This window comes from Streptomyces sp. NPDC002845, assembly GCF_053591955.1.
On the sequence record NZ_JBSFUU010000032.1, the window covers coordinates 1 to 18,419 of the forward strand.

16 protein-coding genes are annotated in these 18,419 nt (G+C 71.7%); 7 read left to right on the top strand and 9 right to left on the bottom strand.

Features of this window, described 5'->3' with window-relative positions; all coding sequences use genetic code 11:
* Window positions 1–342 precede the first annotated feature (342 nt).
* Window positions 343–1,173, top strand: coding sequence for a class I SAM-dependent methyltransferase (locus ACWD3C_RS23480; protein ID WP_451146910.1), 831 nt, complete (start codon window positions 343–345; stop codon window positions 1,171–1,173).
* Here ACWD3C_RS23480 and ACWD3C_RS23485 read toward each other — a convergent pair.
* Window positions 1,084–1,506 carry an ATP-binding protein gene (locus ACWD3C_RS23485; RefSeq protein ID WP_451146912.1) on the bottom strand — a complete coding sequence of 141 codons (423 nt, stop codon included), beginning with the start codon at window positions 1,504–1,506 and terminating at the stop codon, window positions 1,084–1,086. The genes ACWD3C_RS23480 and ACWD3C_RS23485 overlap by 90 nt on opposite strands.
* 267 nt (window positions 1,507–1,773) lie before the next feature.
* Here ACWD3C_RS23485 and ACWD3C_RS23490 point away from each other — a divergent pair, with 267 nt between their 5' ends.
* The 3 genes from ACWD3C_RS23490 to ACWD3C_RS23500 all read left to right on the top strand — a co-directional run bounded on the left by ACWD3C_RS23490 (window position 1,774) and on the right by ACWD3C_RS23500 (window position 4,759).
* Window positions 1,774–1,977, top strand: a complete 204-nt coding sequence (locus ACWD3C_RS23490) for a DUF397 domain-containing protein (RefSeq protein WP_451146914.1) — start codon at window positions 1,774–1,776, stop codon at window positions 1,975–1,977.
* 206 nt (window positions 1,978–2,183) lie between these two features.
* On the top strand, window positions 2,184–3,509 hold the full coding sequence (locus ACWD3C_RS23495) for a S1 family peptidase (RefSeq protein ID WP_451146916.1): 1,326 nt from the start codon (window positions 2,184–2,186) through the stop codon (window positions 3,507–3,509).
* 281 nt (window positions 3,510–3,790) lie between these two features.
* Window positions 3,791–4,759, top strand: coding sequence for an SGNH/GDSL hydrolase family protein (locus tag ACWD3C_RS23500; RefSeq protein ID WP_451146918.1), 969 nt, complete (start codon window positions 3,791–3,793; stop codon window positions 4,757–4,759).
* A gap of 111 nt (window positions 4,760–4,870) precedes the next feature.
* On the opposite strand, the gene ACWD3C_RS23505 is transcribed toward ACWD3C_RS23500, so the two are convergent.
* The 3 genes from ACWD3C_RS23505 to ACWD3C_RS23515 all read right to left on the bottom strand — a co-directional run bounded on the left by ACWD3C_RS23505 (window position 4,871) and on the right by ACWD3C_RS23515 (window position 8,736).
* Window positions 4,871–5,914: an ABC transporter ATP-binding protein gene (locus ACWD3C_RS23505; protein WP_451146920.1), complete on the bottom strand. Its 1,044-nt coding sequence runs from the start codon at window positions 5,912–5,914 to the stop codon at window positions 4,871–4,873.
* Complete coding sequence (locus ACWD3C_RS23510; RefSeq protein ID WP_451147082.1) at window positions 5,911–7,443, bottom strand: ABC transporter permease; 1,533 nt, start codon at window positions 7,441–7,443, stop codon at window positions 5,911–5,913. Before ACWD3C_RS23510 ends, ACWD3C_RS23505 begins: the two co-directional genes overlap by 4 nt.
* A 234-nt stretch (window positions 7,444–7,677) precedes the next feature.
* On the bottom strand, window positions 7,678–8,736 hold the full coding sequence (locus ACWD3C_RS23515) for an iron ABC transporter substrate-binding protein (RefSeq protein WP_451146922.1): 1,059 nt from the start codon (window positions 8,734–8,736) through the stop codon (window positions 7,678–7,680).
* Window positions 8,737–8,917: 181 nt separating this feature from the next.
* On the opposite strand from ACWD3C_RS23515, the gene ACWD3C_RS23520 reads away from it, so the two are divergent.
* Window positions 8,918–11,698: an AMP-binding protein gene (locus ACWD3C_RS23520; RefSeq protein ID WP_451146924.1), complete on the top strand. Its 2,781-nt coding sequence runs from the start codon at window positions 8,918–8,920 to the stop codon at window positions 11,696–11,698.
* A 12-nt stretch (window positions 11,699–11,710) separates the two neighbouring features.
* Here the strand turns inward: ACWD3C_RS23520 and ACWD3C_RS23525 are convergent, their stop codons facing one another.
* Together ACWD3C_RS23525 and ACWD3C_RS23530 are read right to left on the bottom strand one after the other, a co-directional pair.
* Entirely contained in the window at window positions 11,711–13,123 is a 1,413-nt protein-coding gene (locus tag ACWD3C_RS23525) for an ATP-binding protein (RefSeq protein ID WP_451146926.1), read from the bottom strand.
* A complete protein-coding gene (locus ACWD3C_RS23530; RefSeq protein WP_451146928.1) occupies window positions 13,120–13,824 on the bottom strand; it encodes a response regulator transcription factor in 705 nt (234 codons plus the stop codon). The genes ACWD3C_RS23525 and ACWD3C_RS23530 overlap by 4 nt, the downstream gene beginning before the upstream one ends.
* A gap of 109 nt (window positions 13,825–13,933) precedes the next feature.
* On the opposite strand from ACWD3C_RS23530, the gene ACWD3C_RS23535 reads away from it, so the two are divergent.
* Complete coding sequence (locus ACWD3C_RS23535; protein WP_451146930.1) at window positions 13,934–14,473, top strand: hypothetical protein; 540 nt, start codon at window positions 13,934–13,936, stop codon at window positions 14,471–14,473.
* Between the two features lie 64 nt (window positions 14,474–14,537).
* On the opposite strand, the gene ACWD3C_RS23540 is transcribed toward ACWD3C_RS23535, so the two are convergent.
* A complete protein-coding gene (locus ACWD3C_RS23540) occupies window positions 14,538–15,407 on the bottom strand; it encodes a spermidine synthase (RefSeq protein ID WP_451146932.1) in 870 nt (289 codons plus the stop codon).
* 123 nt (window positions 15,408–15,530) lie between these two features.
* Window positions 15,531–15,971 (bottom strand): hypothetical protein, encoded by a 441-nt coding sequence (locus ACWD3C_RS23545; protein ID WP_451146934.1) that lies wholly within the window; start codon window positions 15,969–15,971, stop codon window positions 15,531–15,533.
* A gap of 303 nt (window positions 15,972–16,274) precedes the next feature.
* On the opposite strand from ACWD3C_RS23545, the gene ACWD3C_RS23550 reads away from it, so the two are divergent.
* On the top strand, window positions 16,275–17,732 hold the full coding sequence (locus ACWD3C_RS23550; protein ID WP_451146936.1) for a hypothetical protein: 1,458 nt from the start codon (window positions 16,275–16,277) through the stop codon (window positions 17,730–17,732).
* A 14-nt stretch (window positions 17,733–17,746) separates the two neighbouring features.
* Here ACWD3C_RS23550 and ACWD3C_RS23555 read toward each other — a convergent pair whose 3' ends face one another.
* Complete coding sequence (locus tag ACWD3C_RS23555) at window positions 17,747–18,352, bottom strand: histidine phosphatase family protein (protein ID WP_451146938.1); 606 nt, start codon at window positions 18,350–18,352, stop codon at window positions 17,747–17,749.
* Window positions 18,353–18,419: the final 67 nt, after the last annotated feature.

Below are 18,419 nucleotides of genomic sequence, written 5' to 3' on the forward strand. Positions count from 1 at the left end.
CACATCACCCTCAGCCCGAGCCGAATCGGCGACATCGCCCGCGCCGCCCTCGCCCTCAACGGAATCTGGAAATGATCACCGCTGAGAAAACGTCAGTGGCTGCGAGCACTTGCCAGGTCAGAAAACGACCTGGGCGCTGCCGTGAGCGCCCTCAAGGCGCCTTCTCCCGGGCGCGTGGGCGGCGGTACACAACTGCCGCGCGTGGAGGGATCCGCACCCACACCCACGCCTCTTCACGAACCGCTCCACCGGTTCCGGAACCCAGGCTGACCTGGCGTTTCCCCCCGTCCGGCCGTAGCGTTCCGCCCATCGCGCCACCGCACCTTCACGAACGGGGACCAGATGGACATGGACGAGGCGGGCCGGGACATTCGCACGGTCGACGACGTGCTGGAGCTCATGGACAGGTTGTTCGCCCCGGAGGCCGACCGGTGGACGGAGGACGGAGCGGACTGGTGGGACGGCTTCTACGCCGACCGTTCCAAACTGGTGCCGTTCTTCGTGGCGAAGCCGGACGAGAACCTGGTGTCGTACGTCGAGCGCGGCCTGATCCCACCGAGCGGCCGGGCTCTGGACCTTGGCTGCGGTCCGGGGCGCAACGCGCTGTATCTGGCCTCGCTGGGCTTCGAGGTGGACGCGGTGGATCTCTCTCCGACGGCGATCGCATGGGCGGAGGAGCGGGCTCGCGAGGCCGGGGCCGGGGCCGGGGCCGGGGTGAACGTCCGGTTCGAGTGCGCGGACGCCTTCAAGGCAACCGGTTTGGACGGCCCGTACGACCTGATCCACGACTCGGGCTGCTTCCACCACCTGCCGCCCCACCGCCGTATCAGCTACCTGTCCCTCCTGGACCAACGCCTCGCCCCCGGCGGCCACTTCGCCCTCACCTGCTTCGCCGTCGGCGCCATGGGTTCCGAGCTCCCCGACGAGGCCTTCTACCGCGACTCCGCCCTCCACGGCGGCCTCGCCTACACCCCCGACTCCCTCCGCCGGATCTTCTCCGACCTGACGGAGATCGAGCTGCGCCGCATGCACGACGAGCCGCCCGAGTCGCCGTACTTCGGCGAACCCTTCCTCTGGACAGCGCTATTCCGCCGCGAGGCCCAGCTCGAACCAGGTGGCCTTGCCCGGACCGGGGCCGTGGGTGCAGATGCCCCAGGCCTCGGCACCGAATGAGATGAGCTGTATGCCGCGGCCGCTCTCGTCGTCGTAGCCGGTCGAGGTGCGGACCGTGGGCAGGCCCGGGGCCTCGTCGTGAATGAGAACCCGTAGGCGTGCCGGGTCGGCCCAGCCCGCGTGGAGGGTGACCGGGGTGGCGCAACCCTTCTCGACGCAGGCGTTGATGGCGTTGGTGACCGCCTCCGAGGTCAACAGAACGGCGGTGTCGGTGAGTTCGGGGCGCTGGGAGGCGGTGAGGAGGGTGCGGACGGTTTCGCGGGCGGCACGGACCCAGACGGGTTGGGGTGGGAAGACGAGGGAGACGTCGGTGGGGGTTGGGGGATCTTCCATAGGGGGCTCCTTCGGGTGGCTGGGCGCCTGCGCGCTGACCAGGTCCGGGCCTCGCCAACTGGGATGAGGGCGGGGGTACCTCCCCTGGGTCAACTCGCTCTTCCTCCACGATGGAGACCAGCTCGACGAGTACGCCAAAATGTTCGAGCGACTGTCAGACCTGGCGCTGTCGCCAGTCGACCCGGAATCGGCGCCCGAGTCGCACGAGTCACGCGACTCACTGACCCTGATCCAGCACGTCATGTACACCCTGTGAAAGGAACCGGCATGCCCCAACTCACATGGCAGAAGTCCTCGTTCAGCGGCGGCGGCGAAGGCAGCTGCGTCGAGCTGGCGGCATCCTCCCCGCACCACATCCACCTCCGCGAGAGCGACCACCCGCACGAGACCGCCGCCACGACACCCCACACACCGGCGAACCTGCTCCACGCGATCAAGACCGGAAGCCTGCGGGAAACAACTCACCAGTAGGCTGCCACGGGCCCCTCCCTCTCCGTTCTTATTTACCTCTGTTTTACATCGCCAATGAACGGCTCGAAAAGCAACGAAACCCCCTCTGGCCGCTCGGAAAAAGCCCATCTACACGTTTCACCAAGGATATTTGACTCTACTGGCGGACCGCCCTGAACGCCGACGCTCTCCTGGAACGCACCTTCTCGGAAGACAAGGACGTGACCATGAGCGCAAGACACAACCGGCCCGGACGTACAGGGCGGCGCACCAAGGTCGGGCTGATCGCCGGCGGCGCGGCGGTCGTGCTGGCGGCCGGGGTGGGCATCGCCGCACCGGGTGGGAGTCCCCCCGACGAGACGCCCACTCAGTCCCTGGAGGAACCCGGGCAGATCGACGCCGAGCGCACCTACCAAGCGGCGGTCGACTATCTGGTCGGCTCGGGGATGGACCGCGAGGCCGCGGAGACTCGGATGCGGAACCAGCAGCGGTACCTGGAGACGGCCGAGGAACTGCGGGCCGAGGCGCCGGACGACATCCAGTCGGCGTACATCAACAGCAATGGTGAGCTGGTGGTGAACGTCCTGACCGACAAGGGCGGCACGCTGGCGCGCGACGCCGGGGCGACGCCGCGTCAGGTCTCTGCCAGCTGGGACGAACTGACGGAGATCCGGCAGCAGTTGCTCGCTTCCGCAGAGGACGAGGCCGGCATGACCGTCGGCATCAATCCGAAGAGCGGCAAGGTCGAGGTCTCGTACTCCTCCCCCAAGAATGCCGTTGCACCGCTCCTGGCCAAGGCCGAGCAGTACGGCGACGCGGTGAAGGTCACCAAGAAGACGGGCACGCCCCAGAGGGCCGTCGATGTCCCTCCCGGACAACAGATCACGATCGGCAATCAGGGATGTACGGCCGGCTGGGGGGTTGATATCGAGGACATCCCGGGTGACCCTCGCACAACCACTACGGACGGCCTCATCACCGCCGGCCACTGTCTCGACGCGGCCACTCCGGTGCAGTTCAAGGGCCAGAACGCCGGTACCGCGTTCGACATCCACGACGGAGCGGACGGCGACTACGGTTTCGTGGAGCTGAACCAGGATCACTCCAGTGTGCCGAACCTCGCGTTCGTGGACGAGCCGGTCATCAACATCCAGAGGACGATGATCGTGGGCACCGTCGTCTGCAAGCTCGGCGTCACCACCGACGAGACGTGCGGCGAGATCGAGGCGGTCAATGAATCCGTCGAGATACCGAACCCGGACGGCAGCACCACCACGTACAACGGCATGGTGCGGGCGAGCATGTGCGTCAAGGGGGGTGACAGCGGCGCCCCCGTCTACACCTTCGCGGGCGATGTCACCCAGCCAGGGGCGGTTGTCGCCCTGGGGACCGTCGCCTCGGGCAACAACATCAACGGTCAGTGCGGGGAGGAGGTCAACCCGCCCGTGGAGAACGAGTCCCACTTCCAGCCGATCGACCCTGTCATTCCGCCGGGTGGGCCGTACGAGTTGAAGCTGGCCGGATCAGGCGGCGGAGGCAGCGGCTCCTCCTGACTCAGAGCGACCCCCAGCGACCCCCAGCGATCCAGAACGATCCGGAACGGTCCAGAGGTATCCGCGACTCCGAAGCGATCCGGAACGGGCGCCTTCCGGCACGAACCCACCCCCGCGTGAGCCATCCCTGTGTGAGCACCCCTGAGCTGATGCGGCAGGCCGCCATCCGTCCTCCAGTGCGGCCTGCCCGCCCCTCCCCTCAAGCGTGCCTCCCCGTGCCGCATGCCGCCCTTCCGGCTGCCAAGCCTCCTCCCCCCCCAGCCGCGAAAGGACGTACCCCCGTGTCAACTCGCAGTGCCAACAGTGTCGGCAGCGGCCATCGAGCCCGCCGCACTCCCCGCAGAAAGACCCTGGCCTGGCTCTCCGGCCTGGCCGTCGTGGCCGCCGCGGCCGTCATACCGTTCACCGCCAACGGCGCCGAAGGCGGAGGCGCCTACGTCGCCCTCGGCGACTCCTACTCGGCCGGCACCGGCGCCGACCCGTACATGTCCAACGACACCACGATTCCCCCGGTGGACACCCTCACGGTGAACGCCCCGCCGGCCTCGGTCAACCACAACAACAACTGCCAGCGCAGTGAGAAGGCGTACTCCGCGCTGCTCGCCAAGGAGGACGGCGGGCCCAACGGCTTTCTCGGCAGCTACACCTTCGCCGCGTGCGCCGGGGCGGTCACCCAGGACGTCCGGGACCGACAGCTGGCGGCGTTGAACGACCAGACGGACCTGGTGACGCTCACCATCGGCGGCAACGACGTCAAGTTCGCCCGGGCGATGGAACTCTGCGTCGTCCTGCCCGACATCACAGGGGGCTGCGCCGTCGCCCTCAACGACTCTCTGTCGATCATGGAGAACGAGCTGCAGCCACGACTGGAGGCGACCTACAACGAGATCCTGGACGCCGCCCCGAACCTGCGCAACCTGGTCGTCATCGGCTACCCCGAGCTGTTCGACCTGGATGGAACGTGCACAGTCCTTGAGGACGTCTTCAACCCCAGTCGGCTCGTGCGCTCCGAGATGAACCGAGCCGCCGCGCAGCTCAACCAGGTGATCAGAGATGCGGTGTCGGCCGTCGGCGGTACGAAGATGAGGTTCCTGAACCCGCAGCCCGCCTACGCGGACCATGAGATCTGCAGTGCGGAGTCCTTCCTGACCGAGCCCGTCGACACCCCCGCGCTCGGCGACTCCTACCACCCCAACGCCAAGGGGCACGCCGAGCTCAAGAAGCTGGTCCTCCGAGTGCTCCGCAGCTGACCCACGGTCAACGGCCTCCGAGTGCACCGAGAGTCTCAGCGACACGCCGCATCCACGGCGTGTCGCTGAGCCGTTCAGCTCAGCCGTCAGCCGCGCCGTTCCGCTGTGCGGCTACGGATGCAGCGACCCCTCCCCCAGTACCCGGACCCCCGTCTCCTCCCCCGGGCCGACCGACAGCTGCCCCGCGACCCGTATGTCGACCGGGCTGTCGTGGCCCGCGACCGTCACGGTGACCATGGCGTCGTGACCGTAGTAGCAGACGTCGGTCACCGTGCCCCGCACCGCGTCCTCTGCGTCCGGGTGGGTGAGTCGGAGCTGTTCCGGACGGAGCAGAACCGTGCCGGTGCGCAGGCCGGAGAGTGGGGCGGAGAGGGCGACCGTGCCCAGTGCCGTACGCGCCGTGCCGTTGCCGTCGGTCTTCCCCGGCAGCAGGACCGCGTCACCGACGAAACTCGCGACCCAGGGGTCGGCGGGGCGACGGTAGAGAGCCTGCGGGGAGTCGCACTGCGCGACCCGGCCGTCCCGTACGACGGCGACCAGGTCCGCGGTGGACAGGGCTTCCTGCTGGTCGTGGGTGACCAGCACCGCCGTGGCCCCGGTGGCGCGCAGCGCGGACCGTACGTCCGCCCGTACTCCCGCGCGCAGTGCGCTGTCGAGGGCGTTGAACGGTTCGTCCAGCAGGACCAGTTGGGGGCGGGGAGCCAGCGCCCGGGCCAGGGCGATACGTTGCTGCTGGCCTCCCGACAGCTCGTGCGGCATACGGTCGCCGTAGCCCGCCAGGCCGACCAGTTCCAGCATCTCCTCCGTACGGCGGCTGCGCTCGGCCCGGTCCACGCCCGTCAGGCCGAAGGTCACGTTGCGGGCCACGCTCAAGTGCGGGAACAGCGCGCCCTCCTGCGGCACGATGCCGACGCGGCGCCGCTCGGGAGGGACATGGGCGCCCGCGCCGGTGAGCACCCGGTCGCCCACACGGACCGTGCCCGCGTCGGCGTGCAGGAAGCCGGCGACGATCCGCAGCAGGGTCGTCTTGCCGCAGCCGGAGGGGCCGAGGACGGCGGCCAGGGAGCCGGACGGCACGGTGAAGTCCAGGCCGCGCAGGACCGGAGCCCCGGGACCGTATGCCTTGGTCAGGCCTTCGACGTGCAGTTCGTTCATGTGCGGTGCCTGCCTAGGAGGTACGAAGGGACGGCGGCCAGCAGGATCAGTGCGGCGGCGTAGGGGGCGGCCGCCGCGAAGGAACCCGCGCCCGTTTCGGTCCAGAGGCGGGTGGCCAGGGTGTCCATGCCGGTGGGGCGCAGGAGGAGGGTGGCGGGGAGTTCCTTCATGCAGACCACGAAGGTGAGGGCTGCCCCGGCCGCCACTCCGGGCGCGGCCAGTGGCACGGTCACCTCGCGCAGGACCTGCCACGGCCGCCGTCCCAGCGAGCGGGCCACGTCCTCCAGGACGGGCGGTGCCTGCAGCACGGCGGCCCGGGTGGCGGCCACCGCGACCGGCAGGAAGAGGACCGCGTACGCGCCTACCAGCAGCGGGAGTTGCTGGTAGAGGGGGTAGGCGTAGCGGACCGCGAAGAAGACCAGGGAGAGGGCGACGGTGATGCCGGGGAGGGCGTGGCCCGCGTATGCCGCCTGTTCCAGGAGCTTCGCGCCGCGGCCGCGGTGCCGGGCCGCGATCACCCCGACCGGGAGGGCCAGGACGGTGGTGAGGGCCGCGCCCGCCGCCGCGACGCCGAGCGTCGCCCAGGCGGTGTCCGCGAGCGCGCCCAGGTCCCAGGTGGCCGAGCTGCCGGCCGTGAGCCAGTAGGCGAGGGTGCCCAGGGGGAAGGCCACGGCCACGGCCACCACCGCCCCGCACCACAGCAGGGCGAGCGGTCGCCACCGGCCCAGTGGGAGCGGGGTGGCGGGGCGGGCGGTGCCCGTTCCGGTGCGGGCGTGTCCGGCGCGGCCGCGCGTACGGGCCTCGGCGGCGACCAGCGTGACCGTCATCACCACCAGGACGACGCTGAGCGCGGCGGCCGGGGTGCGGTCGAAGGAGGCGCGGTACGAGGTGTGGATGGCGCGGGTGAAGGTGTCGTACCGCAGGAGCGAGACCGCGCCGAAGTCGGAGAGCACGTACAGCGCGACGAGGAGGCCGCCGCCCGCGGCCGCCGGACGCAGCTGCGGGAGGGTGACGCGTACGAACGTACGGAGTGGGCCGTGCCCCAGGGAGCGCGCGGTCTCCTCCTGCGCCGGGTCGATGCCCCTGAGCGCCGCCGCGACCGGCAACAGTACGTACGGGAAGCTGACCAGGGTCAGCGCGAGCGCGGCGCCGCCGAAGCCCGCGAGGCCGGGCTCGGCGGACAGCCACGCGAAGGCCGCCACATAACTGGGCACCGCCAGCGGCAGCGTGGCCAGCACCGACCAGGCGCGCGCCCCGGGCAGGGCGGTGCGCACGGTCAGCCAGGCCAGCGAGACCCCGAGCAGCAGACAGGCCCCCACGACGACGACGGTGAGGCCGAGGCTGCGGCCGAGGAGTTGCAGGGTGCGTTCGTCGGCGACGATGTCCCAGGCGTAGGCGGGGCCGCGTTCCAGGGCCCGGACCGCGAGATAGCCGAGCGGGAGCAGGGCGAAGAGGGCGGCCACGCAGGCGGGGACGAGGAGGATGAGGGGTGGTCTACGGCTGCCGGCCGTCGTACCGGCCCTGACCAGCCCGCGCCCGGCCGGGGCAGGTGCTCCGGCCGGGACAGGTGCGTCGGTCGGGACCGGTGCGCCGGCCGGGGCAGATGCGTCGGTCGGGACCGGTGCGCCGGTCGGGACCGGTGCGCCGGTCGGGACCGGTGCGCCGGTCGGGACAGGTGCGCCGGTCGGGACAGGTGCGCCAACCGGGGCAGGCGACGCTCCGGCCCGGCGGGCGGCGGGCTCCGAGGTGTTGTGCACGGCCCGTCAGACCAGCCCGGCGTCCTGCAGCATGGCGAGGGTCTCCTGAAGGGACTCCAGCTTGCCGAGGTCGATGTCGGGGGCTTCGAGGGAGTCCAGCGGCGGCAGGTCCTCGACCTCGCTGGTGACGCCCGCGGCCAGCGGGTACTCCTTGGTCTCGTCCGCGAAGTAGGTCTGCGCCTCCTCGGAGAGGAGGTAGTCCACGGCCTTCTGGGCCGCCGCGCTCTGCCCGCCGTCCTTGAGGATGCCCGCCCCGGCGACGTTGATCAGGGCGCCGGGGTCCCCGCCGGGCAGGTAGTGCAGTGCGGCGTTGACCCCGTCCTCGCCCTTCTCGGCGACCCGCTCGTACCAGTAGTAGTGGTTGACCAGGCCGAGGGAGACCTCGCCGGCCTCGACGGCGTCGAGCGTGGCGAGGTTGTTGGTGTAGATCTGGGCGCCGTTGGCCTTCAGGGCCTGAAGCCACTCGCGGGTGGCGTCGTCGCCCTCCAGGACGCGCATGCCGGTGACAAAGGCCTGGAAGGAGGCGTTGGTGGGCGCGAAGCCGACCTTGTCCTTCCACTCGGGCTTCACCACGTCGTGGACGCTGTCCGGGACCTCGTCCGCGCTGACCTGGTCCGGGTTGTACGCGATGACGCGGACGCGCCCGGACAGGCCGATCCAGTCGCCGTCGGAGCCGCGGTAGGCCTCGTCGACCTTGTCGAGGGTGGCCTGCGGCAGCGCCTGGAGCATGCCCTCCTGGGAGAGGGCGCCGAGCGCGCCGGCGTCCTGGGAGAAGAACAGCCCGGCCTTGGTCCGCTCGCCCTCCTCCAGGATCTGCGCGGCCAGTTCGGCGCTGTCGCCGTAGCGCACCTCGACCTCGGTGCCGATGGCCTCCTCCAGCTTGTCGAGGATCGGGTCGACCAGCTTCTCGTTGCGGCCGGAGTAGATGACGAGGGCGTCGCCGTCGGCTCCCTGGCTGCCGCCGTCGTTGTCGTTGTCGCCACCGCAGGCGGCGAGGGCGGGAAGCAGCAGACCGGCCGCGGCGAGCGCGGTGATCCGCCGGGCCAGGGCCATGGGGCGTCGCATTGTGTTGTGCCTTCCTGCGTGGCTCGCCGGTACGCCGCTGGTCGCGTCGTGGAGCGAGCGGCGGAGCGGTGCCGCGAGGAACCGTTGGAATGTATGAATAGGCTATGAATAAGGTAAAGCTCACCTAACAGTCAAGAGATCAGTGCTAGCAGCGGACGCTGCCACGGAAAGGGCGCGCCCTGTGATAGTTCCTCCCGAGCCGATCACGGCTCCGTCCGCCCTCCCCACCCCGCGGCCCTTCACTCCCGCCCCGCCCACCCAGCTGCCCGCCCAGTCGCCTGTGCCCTCCGAGCCGTCCGTACGGCCGGCCGGCGTGCCCTTCGCCCGCGCCCTCGCCGCGTACGGCGACCGCACCGCGCTGATCACCCCCGACGGTGAGCTCACCTACCGCCGCCTGGCCGAGCGGGTGGCCGACACCGCCGAACGCCTCGGACCCGGGCGCCGGTTGCTGCTGCTGGCCGGGGCCAACCGGACCGACGCCCTCGTCGTCCACCTCGCCGCCCTCTCCGCCGGCCACCCGGTCCTGCTCGTCCCCGGCGACAGCGACAGCACGATCGACGCGCTGGCCGGCGCGTACGACCCGGACGTCGTGGCCCGCCCGGACGCCGACGGGAGCTGGAACCTGGCCGAACGGCGCCCCGGCTCCGCCCACACCCTCCACCCCGACCTCGCCCTGCTGCTGAGCACCTCCGGCTCCACCGGCTCCCCCAAACTGGTCCGTCTCTCCCACGAGAACCTGCAGGCCAACGCCGAGTCGATCGCCACGTACCTCGGCATCTCCGACACCGACCGGGCGGCCACCACCCTCCCCATGCACTACTGCTACGGCCTGTCCGTCCTGCACAGCCATCTGCTGCGCGGCGCCGGGCTGGTCCTCACCGAACGGTCGGTCTCCGAGGCCGCGTTCTGGGAGGAGTTCCGCGCCGCCCACGGCACCTCGATCGCCGGAGTGCCGTACACCTTCGACCTGCTCGACCGGGTCGGCTTCGAGCGGATGAAACTGCCGCACCTGCGCCGCGTCACCCAGGCCGGCGGACGGCTCGCGCCGGAACGCGTCGCGCGGTACGCCGAGTTGGGGCGCCGCTCCGGCTGGGAACTGTTCGTGATGTACGGCCAGACCGAGGCCACCGCCCGCATGGCCTACCTCCCGCCCCACCTCGCCGCCGAGCGCCCGGGGGCCGTCGGGGTGCCGATCCCGGGCGGCTCCTTCCGCCTCCAACCGGTCGACGGACAGAGGCCGGAGGGCGGACGCGAACCGGAGACCGGCGGGCACGGTCAAGACGCCGATGGACAGGGCTCACCGGCCGCCGACGGACGCGGCTCAGCCGACAGACACGGCTCGCCGGCCGACGACGGACACGGCCCGGAGGTCGGCGAGTTGGTCTACTCGGGCCCGAACGTGATGCTCGGTTACGCCGAGGGACCGGCCGACCTGGGCCTCGGCCGGACCGTTGCGGAACTGCACACCGGCGACCTCGCTCGGCGCGCGCCCGACGGGCTGTACGAGATCGTCGGCCGCCGCAGCCGCTTCGCCAAGATCCTCGGGCTGCGGATCGACCCGCAGCGCGTGGAGGAGCTGATGGGTCTGCACGGGGTCAGCGCCTACTGCGCCGGAGACGGGGACCACTTGGCCGTGGTCGCGCTCGGTGACGCCGGTGAGGAACCCCGGCTCCGGCGACTGGTCGCCGAGGAGTGCGGGCTCCCGGCGCGCGCCGTTCGGGTCCGGGTCCTCGCCGAAGCCGGGGCCGAGCTCCCGCGCCTCGCCACGGGCAAGCCCGACTACGAGGCCGTACGCCGACTGACCCGCCCGGCGCCGGAGGAGGCGCCCGGTCCCTCCGACGACCTGTGCCGTCTCTACGCCGAGATCCTCGACCGCACCGACGTCACCGAGGACAGCACCTTCGTGAGCCTGGGCGGCGACTCGCTCCTCTACGTCGAGATGTCGCTGCGCCTGGAGGAGACGCTCGGCGAACTGCCTTCCGACTGGCATACGACGCCGATCCGCGAACTCCGGCTATCCGCAACCAGGTCGGCAAAGGCGAAGGCGGAGGAAGCCTCGGGGCAACCTCCGCGACGGTTCCGGCGGCCCCGGCGCACCGCCCTGGAGACCGGCATAGCCCTGCGAGCCATCGGCATCGTCCTCATCGCCGGCTCGCACATCCCCGTCTTCTCGCTCCAGGGCGCCGCCCACGTCCTCATCGGCGTCGCGGGCTACAACTTCGCCCGCTTCCACCTCACCGACGCCGAACACCATGAGCGCATACGGCACCTGTGGCGCAGCATCGCCCGGATCGCCGTACCGAGCGTGGCGTGGATCGCCTGCGCGGTGGCGCTGAGCGACCATTACGACCCGGCCAACGCCCTGCTGGTCAACAGCCTGCTCGACCAGGGGACCGAACGGTACGAGTGGCACTACTGGTTCGTCGAGGCCCTGGTCTACATCCTGGTCGTCGTCGGCGCGTTGATGACCGTGCCGCTGCTGGACCGGCTGGAGCGGCGGTACGCGTTCGGGGTGCCGCTGGCGCTCATGGCGGTCGGGCTGGTCGGCCGCCACGACCTCCTGGACCTGGCACCCGCCCGCTTCCACCTGGGCCCCACGGTCGTCTTCTGGCTGTTCGCGCTGGGCTGGGCGGCCGCACGGGCGACCACCGTACGGCAACGGCTGCTGCTGACCGCCGTACTCCTGCTCACCCTGCCCGGTCTCTTCCAGGACCAGCCCCAGCGCACGGTTCTCTCCATGTCGGGCCTGGCGCTGCTGATCTGGGTGACGACCCTGCCCAGCCTCGGCCCGCTCAACCGGGTCGCGGGGGTGCTGGCGAGCAGTTCGCTCTACATCTACCTGACGCACTTCCAGGTCTACCCCTACCTCCGGGACACCTCCCCCCTCCTGGCCCTCTTCGCCTCCCTGGCGGTCGGCATCGCGTACGCGTCCGTGGCGAACCGGGTGGTCCGGCGGCTGTGAGCGGCGGGACCTTCAGCCGACGCCCGCAGCGCGCCTGCGCCGTCGCACCGCCCCCCGATGTCCCCGCCGAACCGGCGCCCTCCCGCCCAACTGAATCCATATCCGCACCTCGGTCCCGCCCAGCACCGACGACCCGATCCGCACATCCCCGCCCGTCGACTCCGCGAGCCGCCGCACGATGTCCAGCCCGAGCCCGGTCGAGCCGTCGCTGCCCGACCCGAGCCCTCGCGCCATCGCCGCCTCGGGGTCGGTGATGCCGGGCCCGGCGTCGGACACGAGCACGATCACCGCGTCCTCCCCGTTGTGCACGTCGACCGCGAAGGCCGTGCCCTGAGGGGTGTGCCGGAACACGTTGCCGAGGAGGGCGTCGAGGGCGGCGGCGAGGTCGGCGCGGGCCACGGGTATGCGGACCGGCCGCTCCACGCCCGCGACCCGGACCTTGCGGCCCTCGTCCTCCGCGAGCGCCGACCAGAACGCCATCCGCTCCCGGACGACCTCCGCCGCGTCGCACCCGGCGCCGAGGCCGGCCGCGACGGTCTTCGGCTTGGCCTCCCTGGCCGTACGGATGATCGTGTCGACCTCGCGCTCCAGTTGCTCGACCGCGGCCCGCGTCTGCTCGGCTGCGGGCCCGTCACCGAGCGAGGCGGTGTTCAGCCGCAGTACCGTCAGCGGGGTACGCAGCCGGTGGGACAGATCGGCCGCCAGCTCCCGTTCGTTCGCGAGCAGTTGGACCACCTGGTCGGCCATCGAGTTGAACGCGACCGCCGCAAGGCGCAGTTCCTTGGGCCCTTCCTCGGGCACCCGCGCCCCGAGTCTCCCCTCCCCCAGTTCGCGCGCGCCCTCGACCAGGCGCTGGGCGGGCTGGACCATGCGGACGCCGAGCCGGTCGGCGACCGCGACCGAGCCGACGATCAGGGCGACGCCCACTCCGGCGAGGACCGCCCAGGCCATGGGGACACCGTGGCTGACCTCGGCCTCGGGGACGTAGACCTCGACGACCGCGATCTCGCCCGAGCTCAGCGCGGTGGGCTGGAGGAGTGTGGAGCCGCCGGGCACCTCGGTGGTGGAGGCGCGGCCCAGTTCGCGGACCGCGGCGATGTCCTCGTCGGCGGCGCGCTGCCGCCCGAAGTCGATCGCCCCGACCGCCTCAGCCCCCGTGTCCCCGGCCACCTCGGCGCCCGCGTCCCCGGCCGGTATGTGCACGGCGACCCCGTCGTCCGAACCGGCCGAGGCGACGACCCGCTCCAACTGCTCCCGGTCGGTGGTGATGGAGAGCGCGGGGGCGATGGCGGCGGCCTCGCGCTCGGCGTTCGAGAAGGCCCGGTCGCGGGCCATCTCCTTGATGACGAGGCCGAGCGGGACCGCGAAGGCGACCACGACCATCGCGGTGACCGCCACGCACACCTTGACCAGCGCCCACCTCATGGCAACGGCTCCGCTCCCGGCGGCTCCAGCTTCACGCCGACGCCCCGCAAGGTGTGCAGATAGCGCGGCTTCGCGGCCGTCTCCCCCAACTTCCGCCGCAGCCACGACAGATGCACGTCAATGGTCTGGTCGTCGCCGTACGACTGCTGCCACACCTCGGCGAGCAGCTCCCGGCGCGGTACGACGACACCGGGCCGCCCGGCGAGGAAGGCGAGCAGGTCGAACTCGCGGCGGGTCAGATCCAGTCGTACGCCGTCGAGCTCGGCCTGGCGGCGCAGGGGGTCGATGGACAGGCCCCCGACCCGGATCACCATCGACGGCGGTACGTCACCGGCACTCGCCCGGGACCGCCGTAGCACCGCGGCCATGCGCGCGGAGAGGTGCTCGACCGAGAAAGGCTTGGTCAGATAGTCGTCCGCGCCCGCGTTCAGCAGCCGGACGATCTCCGTCTCGTCGTCCCGCGCCGTGGCGACGATCACGGGCACGTCGGTGATCCCGCGCAGCATCTTCAGGGCCTCGGACCCGTCCAGATCGGGCAGTCCGAGGTCCAGGATCACCACGTCGAAGCGGAAGTGGGCGACCTCGCGCAGCGCCTCCAGCGCGGTGCCGACGCTGCGCACGGTGTGCGAGGCGTCGGTCAGATGCCGGATCAGCGCCGAGCGTACGAACTGGTCGTCCTCGACCACGAGCACACTTGCCATGCGCGGCACCGTACGCCATGCGGCGGGGGCCGGTCGGTGCCTGTGGACAACTCCCGCACACGGGACGACAGGGGACACTGATGGGGCTCGTGGGGCAGTATGGCCCGCGATGCGCAGAGGACTCGTACACGTACTGGCCTGGCTGCTCGCCACGAGCGCGGCGGCCACGCTGTCCTGGTGGGGCGTCCACACGGTGATGGCCGGAACCGCGTACGACCCGCCCCGCGCCCTGCCCATCACGACCGGCGACCCGGCCTTGCGCGGGGCTCAGGCCCTGGCGACGTCCACGGTCCGGCCGGAGCCGTCGGGGAACACGACGAGTCCGGGCGGCAGAGACGAAAGCCGCGAATCCTCACCCACCTCCACTGCCTCCACCCCCGCCGGGCGCAGCCCCACGCCCACCCCGACCCCACCCCCGACCGCCTCCGGCCAGGTCAAGAGCTACGACACCGACGGCGGCCGGGTCGTCTTCTCCCTCGGCGAGGCCTCGGCCACCCTTGTCTCCGCGACGCCGGGCTCGGGCTGGTCGATGCAGGTCTGGAAGACGGAGACGTGGATCCGGGTGGAGTTCAGCTCGGGCGCCGACCGGGTGACCGTCTTCTGCACCTGGCACGACAGCGCGCCGCGCGTCGACATCGGCACCTACTGAAAATCCCTTGAAGATCTCTGAAGACGTCCGAAGACCTCCGAAGCCCCCTGAAGCTGAAGACCTCTTACCGGAACGCCGACGGCGGCGGAGGTGGTGAAGCCACCGCCGACGCGTCCGTCACCGCCACCGCCCCGCCCGTGAAGTCGGCGAGCGCCTTGCCGTGTTCGACCCGGCCGGGGTGCGGGTCGGAGGCGGCGCGGCGGGTCAGTTCGGCGATGGGCAGGGGCCGGTCGGAGCCGACGAGGACCGCGTTGCCGAAGCGTCTGCCCCGCAGCACGGCCGGGTCGGCGACCAGGGCGAGTTCGGGGAAGACGGCCGCCGCGGTGGCGATCTGGCCGCGCAGGTGGGCCAGCGGCGGGCCGTCGGCGAGGTTGGCGGTGTAGAGACCGCCGGGCTTCACCACTCTGCGGACGTCGGTGAGGAACTCCGTGGAGGTCAAGTGCGCCGGAGTGCGCGCCCCGCTGAACACATCCGCGATGACCAGGTCCGCCCAGCCGTCCGGCACCTTGGCGAGTCCTTCGCGGGCGTCGGCCGAGCGCACACGTATTCGGGCGCCGGGGTCCAACGGCAGCTCGCGGCGGACGAGTTGGACGAGGGCCGCGTCCCGTTCGACGACCTGCTGGGTGGAGCGGGGCCGGGTGGCGGCGGTGTACCGGGCGAGGGTGAAGGCGCCACCGCCGAGGTGGACGACGCGCACGGGCTTGCCCGGCGGGGCGACGAGGTCGATGACGTGGCCGAGGCGGCGCTGGTACTCGAAGGAGAGGTACGCCGGGTCGTCGAGGTCGACGTGCGACTGCGGGGCGCCGTCGATCAACAGGGTCCAGGCGCGCGGCCGGTCCCGGTCGGGCAGCAGCTGGGCGAGCCCTCCGTCGACCGTCTCGACAACGGCTTCGAGGGCCGCCTGCCCCCGCCGAACCTTCTTCGACCTGCCCATCCCGCCATTATCGGGGTACGGCGACCAATCGGCTCAGCGGTGCGATACGGCTCCACGACCGGCACCCGGCTTCACCGGCAACCCTGCTCCATTGGCATGCGGCGCTACCGGCAACTGCCCGCCCTACCGGCAGTTGTCCACCACCTCGATCAACCGCGCCGCCTCCCCCAACGCCACCCGCAGCACCGCCGGGTCGGTGGCGAGGTCGGCCTCGCCGGGCGGGAGGAGCCAGTCGGAGCCGTCGGCGGGGGCGAGGCTCAGGCCGCGGCCGTCGGACTGGGTGCAGGTGCTGCCGGGGACGTCCCAGGCGTCGGCGGTGCCGGGCGGGACGAGGAAGCCGAGGGTGTCGTGGCTGTCGTCGTGCAGGACGGGCCCCACGGCGAGCTCGGGTCCGGCGGTGTCGACGGCGCCGCGGCGGAGGATGTCGACCGCCTCCAGGCCCTGCCGGGCGGGGACGGTCACGAGGTCGCAGTCGGACGCCTGCTGCGAAGGCGGGGAGATCAACTCGGGGGTCGGCCAGTGCTTTGCGGTCGTCGTCGGCGTACACGGATCGATGCTCTTCATCCCGGCCTCCACCACGAGAACCCCTCCTCCAGCGAGCGGTGATCGGGAGTTCGGGCGGCTCCCGGTCCGAGTTGTACAACGCGCCGGGGCGTCAACGGCTACGGCGGAACTCCGCCGCAAAGGATGGCAGTTCATGGCAGATCCCGGATGAGATATCCGGTTTGTAGCCAAACCTCGCGTGCCACCCTCGATCGGGCGGGTACGTTCGTGCACCGCCGGACGCGGGGCAGCGAGCCATGCGCCATACGGACAACTCACCCCGAATCCGGCACGGTTCGACGGTTCGCGAGAGAGGGCCCGGCCATGGCGTCGTCAACGGTGACCTCGTCCCAGTCCCCCCGGCCACCCCGGCCGAACCTCGCCTTCCGGCAGTTGCGCGGGCAGCGCTCGCCGGGCGAGTTCGCCGCGGCGGTACGGCGGGCGGCGCGCGAGATCGGCGAGCGGGTCAGCTGTGACGCGCGGTACGTGGGGCGGGTGGAGTCAGGGGAGATCCGCTGCCCCAACTACGCGTACGAGCGGGTGTTCCTGCACATGTTCCCCGGCCGGACGCTGACCGACCTGGGGTTCGCACCTCGCTCGGCGGTACGCGGCCGGGGGGCGCGCGCCGCCGAGGACGCGCCCCAGCCGCGCTTCATGAGCCCGTCGTCCGCCCCGCATGGGACAGAGGGTGAGACGACGGGGGCGCACGAGCCGTATGACACGCCAGATACGCAAGACACGTACCAGGACCACCACGAGGAGAGCGACGTGCAGCGTCGCGCATTCATGACCGGCGGTACCGCCACAGTGGCGACCGTCTCGCTGGGCCCTTTCGCCCTCGGCGGAGCCGCCGCCGCGGCCGGGCGGCCCGTCCACCGGGCGGGGACGTCCGAAGCGGGGGCGCTCGAAGAGGCCGTACGCAAGATCCGGGTGCTGGACGACCGGCACGGGGCCGACGGGCTGTACCGGAGAGCCGCGGCGCCGCTGCGGACCGCGTACGCGCTGCTCGACGCGGGGACGACCCGGCAGACGGCGACGGACCGGCTGTACGCGGGGGCGGGGGAGCTCGCGATCTCCGTGGGCTGGCTGGCACACGACTCGGGGCGGTATGACGACGCTCGCTCGCACTACGCGGAGGCGCTGGCGACGGCAAGGATGTCCGGGGACCCGGCTCTGGAGGCGCATGCCTTCTGCAATACGGCCTTCCTCGCGCGCGACGCGGGGCGGCCCCGTGAGGCGGTGCGGGCGGCGCAGGCCGCGCAGCGGGTCGCCCGGCCGCTGGGCTCGGCGCGGCTGATGTCGCTGCTGGCGCTCAGGGAGGCGGGCGGCTGGGCGGGGCTCGCCGACCGCACGGGGTGCGGACAGGCGCTGGCCCGGGCGCAGGCGCTGTACGGGCGGGGCACTTCCGATGCCGACCCGGAGTGGATGACGTTCTACGGGGAGGCCGAGCTGGAGGGTCTGGAGGCGCAGTGCTGGTCCACGCTGGGCGACTGGCCGCGTGCGGCCCGGCACGCGCGGCGCGCCGCCCGTCTCCAGGACCCGCACTTCACCCGCAACATCGCCCTCTACACCGCCGAGCTCGCCGACGACCTCGCGCGCGGGGGGCGTCCCGACGAGGCCGCCGGGGCCGGCATGGAGGTGCTCGATCTGCTCGACGAGGTCCAGTCGTCCCGGATCCAGACGATGCTGGCGGGCACGGCGAGGGTGCTGCTGCCGCACCGGCGGGCTTCGGGGGTGTCGGCGTTCCTGGACCGGCACGCCGCGCTGCCGCGTACGGCATAAACAACAAAAGACGCCTACGGGGCGAGGTGTCCCGTGTCGTTCCAGGATTCAATGGCCGGTTCCCCGTAGGCCCAGCCCAGCACCGACAGGGACGTCGGGTTGAGGCGGACACGGGCGGCGAAGTCGAGGGGGAGGCCGAGCCAGCGGGCGGCTATGGAGCGCAGGATGTGGCCGTGGGCGAATATGAGGACGTCACGGCCGTCTCGGTCGGCGGAGCGGGCCCAGGTGACGACCTCGTCCGCGCGCGCGGAGAGCTGCTGGAGAGTCTCCCCTTCGGGGACGCCGTCGCGCCACATGAGCCACCCGGGGCGGCAGGCCCGGATCTCGTCGGGGGTCAGGCCCTCGTAGGCTCCGTAGTCGACCTCCATGAGCGTGTCCCACGGGGTGGCCCGGTCGCCGAAGCCGGCGAGTTCGCAGGTCTCACGCGCGCGGGAGAGGGGGCTCGTACGGACCTCGGCTCCGGGGAGGCCGTTCAGGGGCGTGCGGAACAGGCGCTCGCCGAGCAGTTTGGCGCCGCGTCGGCCCTCCTCCAGGAGCGGCACATCGGTCCTGCCGGTGTGCTTTCCGGCAAGGGACCATTGCGTCTGTCCGTGCCGGGCCAGCAGGATGCGCGGTGCCATGAGGGGCCTTTCCGGTGAGAAGGGAGAAATGAGAGGCGGATTCGCCCCATCATCGCGCACGCTGACA